This is a genomic window from Streptomyces sp. NBC_01439 (assembly GCF_036227605.1).
GTDB lineage: Bacteria > Actinomycetota > Actinomycetes > Streptomycetales > Streptomycetaceae > Streptomyces.
This window is the reverse complement of sequence record NZ_CP109487.1, coordinates 1,998,380-2,011,921: the sequence shown is the minus strand read 5'-3', so window position 1 is coordinate 2,011,921 and position 13,542 is coordinate 1,998,380. Positions and strand designations below refer to the sequence as shown.

The 13,542-nt window shown below is 70.1% G+C and carries 9 protein-coding genes and 1 riboswitch; of the genes, 8 read left to right on the top strand and 1 reads right to left on the bottom strand.

The window, feature by feature from the left end; all coding sequences use genetic code 11:
* The first annotated feature begins 5 nt into the window (after positions 1–5).
* Both hpnH and OG207_RS08790 read left to right on the top strand, forming a co-directional pair.
* Positions 6–1,037: an adenosyl-hopene transferase HpnH gene (gene hpnH, locus OG207_RS08795; protein ID WP_329097425.1), complete on the top strand. Its 1,032-nt coding sequence runs from the start codon at positions 6–8 to the stop codon at positions 1,035–1,037.
* The gene (locus OG207_RS08790; protein ID WP_329097424.1) at positions 1,034–2,452 is read left to right on the top strand and encodes an aspartate aminotransferase family protein; all 1,419 of its coding nucleotides are present in this window, start codon (positions 1,034–1,036) and stop codon (positions 2,450–2,452) included. Before hpnH ends, OG207_RS08790 begins: the two co-directional genes overlap by 4 nt.
* A gap of 40 nt (positions 2,453–2,492) precedes the next feature.
* Here OG207_RS08790 and OG207_RS08785 read toward each other — a convergent pair whose 3' ends face one another.
* Positions 2,493–3,284 carry a tyrosine-protein phosphatase gene (locus tag OG207_RS08785; protein ID WP_329097422.1) on the bottom strand — a complete coding sequence of 264 codons (792 nt, stop codon included), beginning with the start codon at positions 3,282–3,284 and terminating at the stop codon, positions 2,493–2,495.
* 315 nt (positions 3,285–3,599) lie between these two features.
* A riboswitch (cyclic di-AMP (ydaO/yuaA leader) is annotated at positions 3,600–3,775 on the top strand.
* Positions 3,776–3,777: 2 nt separating this feature from the next.
* Here OG207_RS08785 and OG207_RS08780 point away from each other — a divergent pair.
* From OG207_RS08780 to OG207_RS08755, 6 genes are all read left to right on the top strand, one after another.
* On the top strand, positions 3,778–4,743 hold the full coding sequence (locus OG207_RS08780; protein ID WP_329097420.1) for a LysM peptidoglycan-binding domain-containing M23 family metallopeptidase: 966 nt from the start codon (positions 3,778–3,780) through the stop codon (positions 4,741–4,743).
* Between the two features lie 167 nt (positions 4,744–4,910).
* Entirely contained in the window at positions 4,911–5,696 is a 786-nt protein-coding gene (locus OG207_RS08775) for an SGNH/GDSL hydrolase family protein (protein WP_329097419.1), read from the top strand.
* A 96-nt stretch (positions 5,697–5,792) separates the two neighbouring features.
* Complete coding sequence (locus tag OG207_RS08770) at positions 5,793–6,986, top strand: MBL fold metallo-hydrolase (RefSeq protein ID WP_329097418.1); 1,194 nt, start codon at positions 5,793–5,795, stop codon at positions 6,984–6,986.
* Between the two features lie 424 nt (positions 6,987–7,410).
* The gene (locus OG207_RS08765; RefSeq protein WP_329097417.1) at positions 7,411–9,423 is read left to right on the top strand and encodes an ATP-binding protein; all 2,013 of its coding nucleotides are present in this window, start codon (positions 7,411–7,413) and stop codon (positions 9,421–9,423) included.
* Complete coding sequence (locus OG207_RS08760) at positions 9,420–10,247, top strand: hypothetical protein (RefSeq protein ID WP_329097415.1); 828 nt, start codon at positions 9,420–9,422, stop codon at positions 10,245–10,247. The genes OG207_RS08765 and OG207_RS08760 overlap by 4 nt, the downstream gene beginning before the upstream one ends.
* Complete coding sequence (locus tag OG207_RS08755) at positions 10,244–13,222, top strand: WD40 repeat domain-containing protein (protein WP_329097413.1); 2,979 nt, start codon at positions 10,244–10,246, stop codon at positions 13,220–13,222. Before OG207_RS08760 ends, OG207_RS08755 begins: the two co-directional genes overlap by 4 nt.
* Positions 13,223–13,542 lie beyond the last annotated feature (320 nt).

Sequence of the window (13,542 nt, the reverse complement as noted above, 5' to 3'; positions counted from 1 at the left end):
GCCAGATGGCCATGCCGCTGCGCCAGTCCATCAGGGTCGGGACGTATCTTCTCGAACAGAAGCTCCGCAAGCGCGAGAAGTTCCCGCTGATCGTCGAACTGGAACCGCTCTACGCCTGCAACCTGGCCTGTGAGGGGTGCGGGAAGATCCAGCACCCGGCCGGGGTGCTCAAGCAGCGCATGCCGGTCGCCCAGGCGGTCGGCGCCGTACTGGAGTCCGGTGCGCCCATGGTGTCCATCGCGGGCGGCGAGCCCTTGATGCACCCGCAGATCCACGAGATCGTCCGACAGTTGGTGGCGAGGCGGAAGTACGTGTTCCTCTGCACCAACGCGATGCTGCTGCGCAAGAAGATCGAGAAGTTCACCCCCTCCCCGTATTTCGCTTTCGCCGTGCACATCGACGGCCTGCGCGAGCGCCACGACGAGTCGGTGGCCAAGGAAGGCGTCTTCGACGAGGCGGTCGCCGCCATCAAGGAGGCGAAGAGGCGCGGGTTCCGGGTGACCACCAACTCCACCTTCTTCAACACCGACACCCCGCAGACGATCATCGAGGTGCTCAACTACCTCAATGACGACCTCCAGGTCGACGAAATGATGATCTCGCCGGCCTACGCCTACGAAAAGGCACCCGACCAGGAGCATTTCTTGGGCGTCGAGCAGACCCGAGAACTCTTCAGGAAGGCCTTCGCGGGCGGCAACCGGCGGCGCTGGCGGCTCAACCACTCCCCGCTCTTCCTGGACTTCCTGGAAGGGAAAGCCGATTTCCCCTGCACGGCCTGGGCCATTCCGAATTACTCCCTCTTCGGCTGGCAGCGCCCTTGCTATCTGATGAGCGACGGCTACGTACCGACGTACCGCGAACTCATCAACGACACCGACTGGGACAAGTACGGCCGCGGAAAGGACCCGCGCTGCGCGAACTGCATGGCGCACTGCGGCTACGAGCCGACCGCCGTCCTCGCCACCATGGGCTCCCTCAAGGAGTCCCTGCGCGCGGCCCGCGAAACGATCGCCAGCAACCGGGACACGTCGGCATGAGCGGGCGGCCAGGGGAGGAAGGGGGCGGCCGGGCCCCGGGCTTCGACCTCGGTGCCCTGCTCGCCGAGCGCGGCGCGGAGCGGTACGAGCTGCACGCCCGGCACCTCAACCACCAGCTGCCCCGCATGCTGCGCACCATCGGCTTCGACAAGGTCTACGAGCGGGCCGAGGGCGCCCACTTCTGGGACGCGGAGGGCAACGACTATCTGGACATGCTCGCCGGGTTCGGGGTGATGGGCCTGGGCCGGCACCACCCGGTCGTCCGCCGGGCCCTGCACGACGTCCTGGACGCCCAGCTCGCCGACCTGACCCGGTTCGACTGCCAGCCGCTACCCGGTCTGCTGGCCGAGAAACTGCTCTCGTACAGCCCGCACCTGGACCGGGTCTTCTTCGGCAACAGCGGCACCGAGGCGGTGGAGACGGCCCTGAAGTTCGCCCGGTACGCCACCGGGCGCCCCAGGATCCTCTACTGCGACCACGCCTTCCACGGGCTGACCACGGGCTCCCTCTCGGTGAACGGGGAGGGCGGCTTCCGCGACGGCTTCGCACCGCTGCTCCCCGACACGAGGATCGCGCTCGGGGACCTCGCGGCGCTGGAGCGCGAGCTGAAGCGCGGGGACGTGGCCGCCTTCGTCGTCGAGCCGATCCAGGGCAAGGGGGTCCTGGCCGCCCCGCCGGGGTTCCTGCTCGCCGCGCAGGAGATGCTGCACCGGCGGGGGGCGCTGCTGATCGCGGACGAAGTGCAGACCGGGCTGGGACGTACCGGGGACTTCTACGCGTACCAGCACGAGCCGGGTGTGGAGCCGGACCTGGTGTGCGTGGCGAAGGCGCTGTCGGGCGGATACGTCCCGGTCGGCGCGACCCTGGGCAAGGACTGGATCTTCAAGAAGGTCTACTCGTCCATGGACCGGGTGCTCGTGCACTCCGCGAGCTTCGGTTCCAATGCCCAGGCCATGGCGGCGGGTCTCGCGGTCCTGTCCGTCATGGAGGACGAGGAGGTCGTGGCGAACGCCCGGGCCACGGGCGACCTGCTGCGCGGGCGGCTCGCCGCGCTGGTGGACGAGTACGAGCTGCTGCACGAGGTGCGGGGCCGCGGGCTGATGATCGGCATCGAGTTCGGCCGGCCGTCCTCGCTGGGCCTGCGCAGCCGGTGGACCATGCTGCAGGCGGCCCGCAAGGGGCTCTTCGCGCAGATGGTCGTGGTGCCCCTGCTGCAGAAGCATCGGATCCTCACCCAGGTCTCCGGGGACCACTTGGAGGTGATCAAACTGATCCCGCCGCTGATCGTGGACGAGGCGGACGTGGACCGGTTCGTCGGGGCCTTCCGCGAGGTCATGGACGAGGCGCACGGTGGGTCCGGGCTGATCTGGGACTTCGGCAGGACACTGGTGAAGCAGGCCGTCGCGGCGCGCTGACGGCCCGCCCACCCCGTGGGGGAAGCCGTTCCCCGCCGCGTCAGACCAGGAGCCGGTCGCGCAGTCGGTCGAGGGTCTCGGGCGTCAGTCCGAGGCCCTCCGCCAGGTAGCGGTCCACCCCGCCCCAGATCTCGTCGATGGTGTCGAAGGCGGCCACCAGGTACTCGGCGCGGGCGTCGAAGAGCGGCGCGAGCAGCTCCATCACCTCGGGGGAGCGGGCGGCCGCCGACTCGTCGGTGCGGCGCACGCGGTAGCGGCGGTGCGGGGCGTTCGACTCCAGGTAGTCCGCCACGATCGCCTCGCGTTCCACGCCCAGCGCGAGCAGGGTGACGGCGATCGACAGGCCGGCCCGGTCCTTGCCGGCCGCGCAGTGCATCAGCGCGGGGACGCTGTCCCCGGCGAGGGCGTGCACGACCCGACCGTGTTCGGCGGTGCGCTGCCGGATGATCTCGCGGTACGAGTTCGACATCCGGGCGGCCGCCTTGCCGTCGCCCAGGATCTCGCGCAGCTGCGCGAGGTCGCCGTCGCGGACCAGCCGCCAGAACTCCCGTCCGTCGGCCGGGTCCGAGAGCGGGATGTTGACGTTCCGGACGCCGGGCAGCTCGACGTCCGGTCCCTCCAGCGCGTGGTCGGCGACGTTGCGGAAGTCGAAGATGGTGTGGAGACCGAGCGAGGCGAGGAACTCTGCATCGCTTTCGGTGGCATGTGCGAGATGTCCGCTTCGGAACAGTCGTCCCGTCTTGACCGTTCGTCCGTCAGAAGTCGGCAATCCGCCCACATCGCGGAAATTGCGCACTCCGGACAGCTCCGGCTCCTGTATCTGCTGGGTCAAAGCAACTCCTCCGCCACGTCCTGGGCCCTCTGTCCGAATTACACTACTTGGCGCCAACTTGCCATATCCGGAGGCGAGATCGGGCACGTCCCCGTGAGCCAGATCATACGGTGACCGTGAGTGCCTGATCGCTAAGGGCGAATGGCCCCGTCGGGGCGGTCGTTGGCGGTGGGGAATGGACGCAGGGTGACGGTAATTCCGGCGGTCCCTCATGCCTGTTATTCCGTCAGGGAATTCACGGCTTGTTCCCCGCGGCCGCAAGGGATTACCTTCGCGATCGATCCGGGTGGACCGCCAAATCCTGCCGCCTCCCGGAAACCGCATCCGACCTATTCGCGCGGCAGGAGCGGGGGAACCAGGTAAGCCGCCGACCCGGAGATCCATTCGCCGGGACGGCTCGGGGTGAAGACGTGCATGTCTCCTACATGTACGTCCGGACATCTCCAGTCCGAACCCGACAGCTCACCTCGCAGGCGCCGGAGAGGAATTCGTCATGCCTGCAAAGGGTAAGCACCGCCGCCCCAAGTCCCTTTCCCTTTCCCGCGGTTTCGCCGTCGCCGGAACCGGTGGCGCGGCCCTCGCGCTGCCGCTGATCGGTGCTGCCGGCGCCCACGCGGCCGGCGCCCCGGCCACCGCGACCGCGGTGACCCCCGCGGTGGCGCCGCAGGCCCCCGCCGCCCTGCAGGCGGCCCCCGTCGCCGCCGTGCAGGCCGCCCCGACCGTCTACACCGTCGTGCCGGGCGACTACCTCTCCAAGATCGCGGCCGAGCGCCACCTGTCCGGCGGCTGGGAGCAGCTGTACGCCGACAACCGCGAGGCCGTCGGGGGCAACCCGTCGCTGATCCACCCGGGCCTGAAGCTCCACCTCGGCGGTCCCGGCGCGCCGGCGCCCGCCGAGGCCGAGGCCGGCCCGGCCCCCGAAGCCGATGCGGAGCAGGCCGCGCCGGCCGCGCCGAAGCCGGCCCGCAAGCAGGCCGAGCAGGCTGCCCCGGCGCAGCCGGAAGCCGCCGCCGAGCCCCGGGCCGAGGCCCCCGCCGCCGCGCCGCAGTCGACCGCCGGCTTCGTGGCGCCGGTCAGCGGCGGCATCTCCACCCAGTACAAGGTCGCGGGTGCCATGTGGTCCTCCGGCTATCACACCGGCGTCGACTTCATCGCCGCCATGGGCACCACCGTCAAGGCCGTCGGCGCGGGCACCGTGGTCTCCGCCGGTTGGAGCGGCTCGTACGGCAACGAGGTCGTCATCCGGCACGCGGACGGCAAGTACTCCCAGTACGCCCACCTGTCCCAGCTCTCCGTCTCCTCCGGCCAGAGCGTCACCGCGGGGCAGGCCATCGGCCTCTCCGGGTCCACCGGCAACTCGACCGGCCCGCACCTCCACTTCGAGATCCGTACGACCCCGTCCTACGGCTCGGACATGGACCCGATCGCCTACCTCCGCTCCAAGGGCGCGAGCCTCTGACGGCACCCGCCGCAGGAAGGAGCACCGACACGCGTGGGGCCGGGACCCGAGGGGGGTCCCGGCCCCATGTGTACTTATTCCTTATCCCCGACGTGGTACAGATCACGGTCCGTCAACCCCTCATTACGTTGGCGTAGGTTGGTTACGGGAGTGAAGGATGGGTTCTCGTGGCAGCGACGACGACGAAACTCAAGACCATCGGCTCGTACGCGGCGATCGGGGACAGCTTCACCGAGGGCGTGGGGGACCCGGGACCCGGGGATTCATTTCTCGGCTGGGCGGACCGGCTCGCCGTGCTCCTGGCCGATCAGCGCGAAGAGCACGACTTCCGGTATGCGAATCTGGCGGTGCGGGGGAAGCTCCTCGACCAGATCGTGGCCGACCAGCTTCCGAGGGCCAAGGCCCTCGCACCGGACCTGGTGACCTTCTGCGCGGGCGGCAACGACATCATCCGGCCCGGCACCGACCCGGACGACGTGGCGGAGCGGTTCGAGGCGGCCGTCGCCGACCTCACCGGGGCCGTGGGCCAGGTCATGATCACCACCGGCTTCGACACCCGGGGCGTACCGGTGCTCAAGCACCTGCGCGGCAAGGTGGCGACGTACAGCGCGCACGTCCGCGCCATCGCCGACCGCTACGACTGCCCGGTGCTCGACCTCTGGTCGCTGAAGTCCGTACAGGACCGGCGGGCCTGGGACACGGACCGCCTGCACCTCTCGCCCGAGGGGCACACGCGGGTCGCGCTGCGCGCCGCGCAGGTGCTCGGGCTGGACGTGCCGGCCGACCCCGACCAGCCGTGGCCCCCGCAGCAGCCGCGCGGCTCGGTGGACGTCACCCGGGACAACATCCAGTGGGCGCGCGAACACCTCGCGCCGTGGATCGGCCGACGGCTGCGCGGGGAGTCCTCCGGGGACCACGTGGAGGCGAAGCGGCCGGACCTGCTGCCGCTGTAGCGGGCGAGGAGCCGGAAGCGGAATCCTTCGGGGCCGGTGTGCGTTGGGATGGTCGTAGAGCACGACCATCCTGACCCCATCCTCCCTGGAGGCGCTTTGACCGGCTCCCGTCCCCTGCGTCCGCGGCTGCGTGCCCTGCGGCCCGAAGCCTTCGGTGCGGACCCGTCCGGTGCCCGGCTGGAGCGGATCCGCCGTTCGCCGAACTTCGCCGACGGCGTCTTCCAGAACCCGGTCGGGGCCCGGAACCGGCCCTCGGGGTCGATGGCGGAGTTCGCGAAGATCTACTTCCATCGGGAGCAGCGGGAGCGGCGCAGCCCCGCCGCACCGATCCCGGTCCACCCGACGACCCTCGCGGACCTGGCGAAGCCGCCCGCGAGCGGCCTGCGGCTGACCTGGATGGGACACTCCAGCGTGCTCGCGGAGATCGACGGGCGCCGGGTGCTGTTCGATCCGGTGTGGGGCGAGAGATGCTCCCCCTTCCCCTTCGCCGGCCCCAAGCGACTGCACCCCGTACCGGTTCCGCTGGCCTCGCTGGGCACGGTCGACGTCGTGGTCATCTCGCACGACCACTACGACCACCTCGACCTGCCGACGATCAAGGCGCTGGTCGGGACGGACACGGTCTTCGCCGTCCCGCTGGGCGTCGGCGCGCACCTGGAACGCTGGGGCGTTCCGGCCGACCGGCTGCGCGAGCTGGACTGGAACGAGAGCACCGAGATCGCCGGCCTCTCGCTCACGGCCACCCCCGCCCGGCACTTCTGCGGCCGCGGCCTGCGCAACCAGCAGCACACCCTGTGGGCGTCCTGGGTCGTCGCGGGCGCCGAGCACCGGATTTACCACAGCGGGGACACCGGATACTTCCCCGGCTTCGAGGAGATCGGTGCCGAGCACGGGCCCTTCGACGCCACCATGATCCAGATCGGCGCCTACTCGGAGTACTGGCCCGACATCCACATGACGCCGGAGGAGGGCATGCGCGCCCACCTCGACCTGCAGGGCGGCGTCCCGCGCGGGACGATGCTGCCGATCCACTGGGGCACCTTCAACCTGGCCCTGCACGCCTGGGCGGAGCCGGGGGAGTGGACGGTCGACGCTGCGGAGGGGGCCGACCAGCTGGTGGCGCTCCCGCGCCCGGGCGAGCCCTTCGAGCCTGCCGGAACGCTGCCCGTGGATCCGTGGTGGCGCCCCATCGCCCGTCCGATCGCCCACCCGTGGCGTCGCCCGAAGCCGGTGGAACCGGAGGCGAGTGGGTCCAGGGCCGGTGATCTGGACCTGGCGGGCGAGCGGTGACGCCGGACGCGGAGCTGCCGCAGTCAGCGCGGTGATGGGGCAGGCTGAGCCCCGAGGAGCGCGAGCGGACCGTCCGTGACATCGACGGGTCCGCTCGCGCGGAGCGGCCGGGGGACGGACGGGGCTCTTCGCGCCCCTTCCGTTGCCGAACGGGTCACTCCGAGTGGTGGCGCAGGCGCAGATCGTGCGGATGTGAGGCTGTCGAGAGCCTCGCAGAGACGGCAGGCCGCGCGGCCGCAACGGGCTGCTCGGCCTGCGTCCTGGGCCTGCGTCCTGGGCCTGCGTCCTGGGCCTGCGTCCTGGGCCTGCGTCCTGTGCCTTGGACTCTAGCCCGAGCAGTTGCTGACCTGGTCGGCCGGTACGATCGCCGGGTGGTCTCCGCAAGGGGCCGCTGGTCGGCATTCCCGGGTGGGGGAGGAGCGGCATGGGGGATGCGACGCCCGGAGGGGCTGATCCGTCGCGGGCGCTGCTGATGGGCGTGAGCCGGTTCGCCCCGGCTGTTGCTGAGGGCGAGGAACCGCTACCCGGTGTGCACGGGTGGGATGAACTCCCCTTCGTGCCGGACCTGATGTCCAGGTTGGAGCAGGCCTACTCGAAGCTCGCGTACGACGTCACAGCGGTGCGAGAGCCCGACCGCAAGACCGTGCGGCGCAGTTGGACCGACGCGAGCGAAGAGCAGTACCGCATTGTGCACGTGATCTCGCACGGCACGACGATGCCGGCGGGCAGGGGGCGGACCAAGGCGGCCGAGGGCTCGGAGCGGTTGGCCATGGTGCCGTCTTGCGGCGACACCGGGGTGGGCACTGATGTGAGTCTCTGGGTCCAAGAGGCCAACGGTCTGCCGCACCCGATGCTGTTCCTGGTCGACCTGTGCCGTGCCGGACGTACGGCCCGGATCGCGCAGTTGGCTCAGATCCCCGACGATCAGCTGCACGCCTGGGTGATCGCGGCCACGAGTCCGGACCGTGCGGCCTACGACGGTGCGTTCAGCACCGCTGTGGCCGAAGTTCTGGAAGAGATCGCCGCTAACGGCCTCGATACGTCACCTCTGCTGCGTTACGTCCGGTGGGACCGGGTGACGTCGGCGATCCAGCTCCGGCTGAGCGAGATCAACAGTAGACAGAAGGTCCACTCCACCAAGGTCGACACCTCGCAGCCGCTCGAGTTGCCATTCTTCGCCAACCCGAACTGGGTCAGCGACCCCCGGTTGGAACGGCTTCAGGCGGTCGAGCCCCCTGTGCGGGCGTTCGTCGCCGACCTGGGCGCTGAGCACTTCATGGATCGGGTTGGTGATCACTTTGTGGGTCGCACCCGGCAGCTTGCCGAACTCGCCCCTTGGGTGGACGACCCCGCCTGCGGTGGGCTGCGTGTCGTCACCGGCGCACCCGGGTCCGGCAAGTCGGCCCTGCTGGGGTCGCTGGTCTGCGCCGGGCACGAGGAGATCGTCCGGGCTGCACCCGACATCCGCAAGCACCTGGCCGCGCAGCAGCCCGACGGTGTTCCCTCACCGAACCCGATGCTGGCGGCGATCCACGCGCGCAACCGCGACCTCGAAGCCGTAGTCACTTCCTTGGCCCTGCAGTGGCGGCTTGCCGGCCGCGACACCGGGAGCGCCGAGCCGTGGACCGTACCCGATCTGATCGAGGCGCTGGCTCTGCTCCCGGCCGTGCCGCCGCTGATCTTCGATGCCCTGGATGAGGCCGACGACCCCGTCGACCTGATGCAGCGGCTGCTGCTGCCGCTGGTGGAGGGCGTACGCCCGGATGGCCAGCCCATCGTCCGGCTCCTCGTCGGCACGCGGCGCGGCACGCGCTTTCAGCCGCTGTTGGGGCAGGCCGCGCGGCGCGGGACGCTGCTCGACCTGGACGACGTACCGGTGGACGAGCTGCGGGCCGACCTTGCCCACCACCTCGTGCTGCGTCTCGCCGGACTCCCCGATTACTGCGATGCATCCCGGCGCTCCGTCCGCACCACGCTGGCCCAGACGATCGCCGCCACCCTCACGAAGGACCCCCGGGCCACACAGGAGTGGGGTCCGTTCCTAGTGGCACGCATCTACGGCCGGGCGCTGGAGACGCTTGAGGCGCCGGCAGACGTGGAAGCCGCCGAGGAACTGGGCGCGAGCGTCCCCCTCACGCTCCCCGGCGTGCTGGAACTCGACCTGAGCCTGCACCCGGAAGGCCCCCGCCTGCGGGCCGTGTTGGCCGCAGTGGCCTGGGCCAAGGGGGAGGGGTTCCCCACGGACGCCGTTGTCTGCGTCGCGCCCGAGTTCGACCCCGAGGTCGGCGATCACAACGTCCGGATGCTTCTGGAGGCAGGCCGCTTCTATTTGCGTACCGGCGTCGAGAGCGACGGGTCCACGCTCTACCGGCTCTTCCACCAGGGATTGGCCGACTACCTCAAAGCCCTTCCCTACTCCACCGGAGGACCGGAGTGAAGATCGTCGGAATCCACGGAATCGGCAACCACCGGCCGGGGGAGTCGGCCGAAACGGCCACCCGGAACCTTTCCGCCGTCTGGGCCAAGCACCTGGGCGTCGACGACGCAGACGTACAGGTCGTCTACTATGCCGATCTGCTGCGCGAAAAGGGCCGCCAGAGCGACGACACGGAACTGGAGGACCTTACGCAGGCGGAGGAGGAAACGCTGCGCGGGCTCCTCGCAACCCAGTCTTCGAACAGCGGCGCCGAGTCCGGACGCCTGGCTCAGGGACTGCTGACCACCCTGCTGCGAGACGGCATCGCCGACATCGCGGAGAGCTGGGCGTGCCCCGAGTGGCTCATGGAGTGGCTCATGGTCCGTTGGGCCAAGGAGGTCACCGCCTACCGGACCCCCGGCCCGGCACGAGAGGAAGTGCAGAGGCGGCTGCACGAAACGATCGTCGAGCATCGGCCCGACGTTCTCATCGCTCATTCCCTGGGATCCGTCGTGGCGTACGAGACGCTGCACCAGGAGGGAACACCGCACGTCCCGCTGTGGGTGACGGTGGGCTCGCCGCTCGCCGTTCCCAAGGTGATCTTCGATCGGTTGGTTCCCACTCCCGAGGGCGGCATGGGCGTGCGACCTCGGGCGGTGGGTCGCTGGGCGAATCTGGCCGACCCCGGAGACCCGGTCGCCATTCCCATCAAGGGGATCTCACGCAGCTTCCGCGGCGTCGACAGCGACGAACACGGTGTCATCCACCAGGGGTTCAAATTCCATCACGCTGAGTACTACCTGAAGTCGACCGAAGTGGCCCGACTTCTGGCCTCGGCGGCATGAACGAAGCACGAGCCGGCATGAGCGAAATCCAAGGGGAGGCGTCGGAGGAACTCCAAGGGGCGGAGCAGGCGGGTCCCCGTTCGGTCCAGGAGAAACGCCTGCGCTCCATTGCCTCCCGGGTTTTCGGCCGACTCACCGCCCCCATCGATGTGGACAACACCCCGCGCTGGGACCTCGCCTCGCCGTACCTGCTGCGGCACGCCGCCGAACACGCGGCAGAGTCCGGTCAATTGCGGCGGCTCTTCCAGGACTGGGAGTTCCTCGTCCACGCCGACCCCCACTCGGTACTGGGCTTCGGAGCCCTGCTGGAGGCCGAGACGCCGACCCAGGCGCTGCCGGTCTACCGGGCTTCACTCAAGGAGCACGTCTCCGTCGGACCGGATGCGCGGCGCCACATCCTGGCGGTCGACGCCGCCCGCCACCAGTGGCCGGACATCAGCCGCCGGCTCTACCACCCCCGCCACGCGCCGCCCACGCCGTGGCAGTGCCGCTGGTCCACAGCGAGCACCATCAGTTTCGCGCTCCGGGCCGCCCTCGCCCACGACACGGCGGTCTCGTCGGTGGCCACCGGAACCGTCGACGGGTGGTCGTTCGCGGTGACCACCTCGGTGGGCGACAAGGTGGCCAGAGTCTGGGACCTGACCACCGGCACCCTGCACCACGAGGCGCACGGGCACACTGCGCCGCTGACGGCCGTCGCCGTAGGAGGCCCCCACCCCTTCGTCGTGGTCACAGCCGCAGAGGACGGAATCCTGCGCTGCTGGGATCCGCGCAGTGGTGCGATCTTGTGGGAGGAGGTTGCTCATCAGGGCGAGGTGCGCGAGATCAAACCGTGCGACCTGGACGGCGCGTTCACGCTCGTGACCTACGGCAGCGACGGCACGGTGAGCATGCGCGACCCGGGCACGGGGACGGCCCATCAGCTCTTCACCGCCGTGCCCTCGCCGGGCGCCGTGGTCGTCACCGACACCGGCGCGGACGACGTCATCGCCGTCGTAGGCCAGGGGCAACTGCTGTCACTTGACCCCAGAACGGGAGCGGAACGGCAGCACCGGGTACGGATCGGCGACTCCCCCGTCACCGCTGTCGCTGCGGTTCACGTAGGCCAGCGACCAGCCGTGTTCGTCGCCCATGCCGACGGCACCGGGCGTGTCTTCGACCTCCTCGGCGGCGACCTGCTCACCACCCTGAACTGCTCGCCGGATTCCATGGCCACGCTTGCGGTCGTCGACACCGGGGCCGACTGTGTGGCCGTCACCGGTGGAGCGGACGGGACGATCCGATTGTGGGAACTGGAACGGGGCGGACGACCGCTGCGCCAGCTCGCCGGACACTTCGGTGAAATCAGCGCGCTGGCTGCGTACTTCACCCCCTCCGCCCGGGCATCCGACCCGCCGCACAGCCGAAACGCGGACGTCCCCACCCCGCCGAAGGGCACCAGACAGCGCATGCGACACGGAACCGAGCGAGACCGCAGGGCTCGGCTGCTCGACTCCCTGTCCGGATACGTACTGCTGTCAGCCTCCGCCGACCACACCCTGCACGAATGGAATCTGGCGGACGGGAGTCTACGGCAGACGTTCACCGCCCACACGGACACGCCGCGCGAGATCAGCGTTGCAGACGTCGCGGGTCGCCCGGTGGCGGTCAGTTCTGGATACGACTCCACGGCGCGCGTGTGGGCGCTCGACGACCGTCGTGCTCAGACCGCAGGCAGCATCACGTTCCCGCTACCGGTCAACTCCCTTACCGTCGAGAGAGTGAACGGCCGGATCCTGGTCGCCGCCGGGTGCGGCGACGAACGACTGCGGGTGCTGACCACATCGGACGGCAGGTCCGAGGGGATCCATCTCAACGGCACGGCCAAGGTGACGGCAGTGGGTCTCGGCCCGACGCGGGAAGGCCCCGTCGCGGTCGTTGCCACCGACGACGGAAGGCTGACCGCCCGTAGGCCTGAAACGGGTGAGCGGAAGTGGCAGCGTGCTCCATCGAACTCACCACTCTCGGTCCTGGTGGTGGGCGGGTCGAGGCGGCGCCCCGTCGTGCTGGCCGTCGACCCGGGCGACGGCGCACGGCTGCACGTCCACTCGCTCACTTCCGGACGCCCGCTCCCTGGCGGCCTGCAGGGCCGGGAGGGTGTCTCAGCCGTTGCCGCTGGCCGGATCCGGGAGAAGCCGGTGGCCGTCATCGGCCACCACGATGGCGCCGTCGGACTGTGGAACCCCGTATCCGGCACTCTGCGCAGAAACCTCTCGGCGGCAGGCGCGGGCGTGCTGAGCGTCGCCCTGGGCGCCACGGTAGGCGGATCTTTGGTCGCTGCCGCGTACGACGACGGACGGCTTCGCGTGTGGGACGCGGAGACCGGCCGGCCGCGGTGTTTCGTCCCGGTCGGCCATGCGCCGATCATCGCTGTCGGCGATTCGTCCGGCCGCCCGGTAGTGGTCACCGCCTCCCCGCTCGGCAACACCATCCGCTTCTGGGACGCCGACACCGGCGAGCCGCATGCCACCGTGACCTTGCCCGACGCAGTGGGCGCCCTGTCTATGACAGAGGGTGTTCTCGCCGTCGGGTACGGGCGGGAGCTGGCCGTCTTCAGCGCCGTCGACAACCCTGGGCCCTGGGACGACGCCGACTCGGCACCGGTGGCACCGACTCGGCCTGAACAGGGGGTCGCGGAGTCCAAGGAGCGGTACGGGCGGCGAGGTGGGCGGCTGTTCCCCTGGGAGTTCGCGGTGCTGGCGCACATCTGCCGACAAGGTGTCCCCCTGGGGTTGTCCGACCTGAGGGCAGCGTTCGACCTGCACTTCAACCGCCAGACGATGAAGGCCATCCTGCGCTCACTGATGTCCAAGGGCCTGCTCTGCCAGGGGGAGAGCCGCGGCCACTACATGCTCACGGAACAGGGCCGGGATCGCGTTGAGAGGGCCATAAGGAGCAGGGGGCTACCCAAGAGGCGCGGCCAGATGGACGGTTGATGGGGCAACCGCTTGACGCGCGATCACCCTAGATGCCCGTTGGCCCCTGGCTGCGCGCCGACACCGGCGCAAGCAGCACGAGGCTGCGCGAGTAGTGGTCGTTGAGGATGAGGTGCCGATCGGGGCCAGGCCGAGGCGGACGACCTAAGGGTTGTCCCGTAATCCCCGGCGGGCGCGCGGCGCCAGCTACGGCACCTCGCCGCGTTGTCGGGATCGCCCGAATACGCCCAGTATGAGGACGCCCCTCCGCCTTGCGATGCACCGCATCTGACGCCGCGCGCTGACCCGCCGCGGATTACGGGACAGCCCTTAGCCGTGCT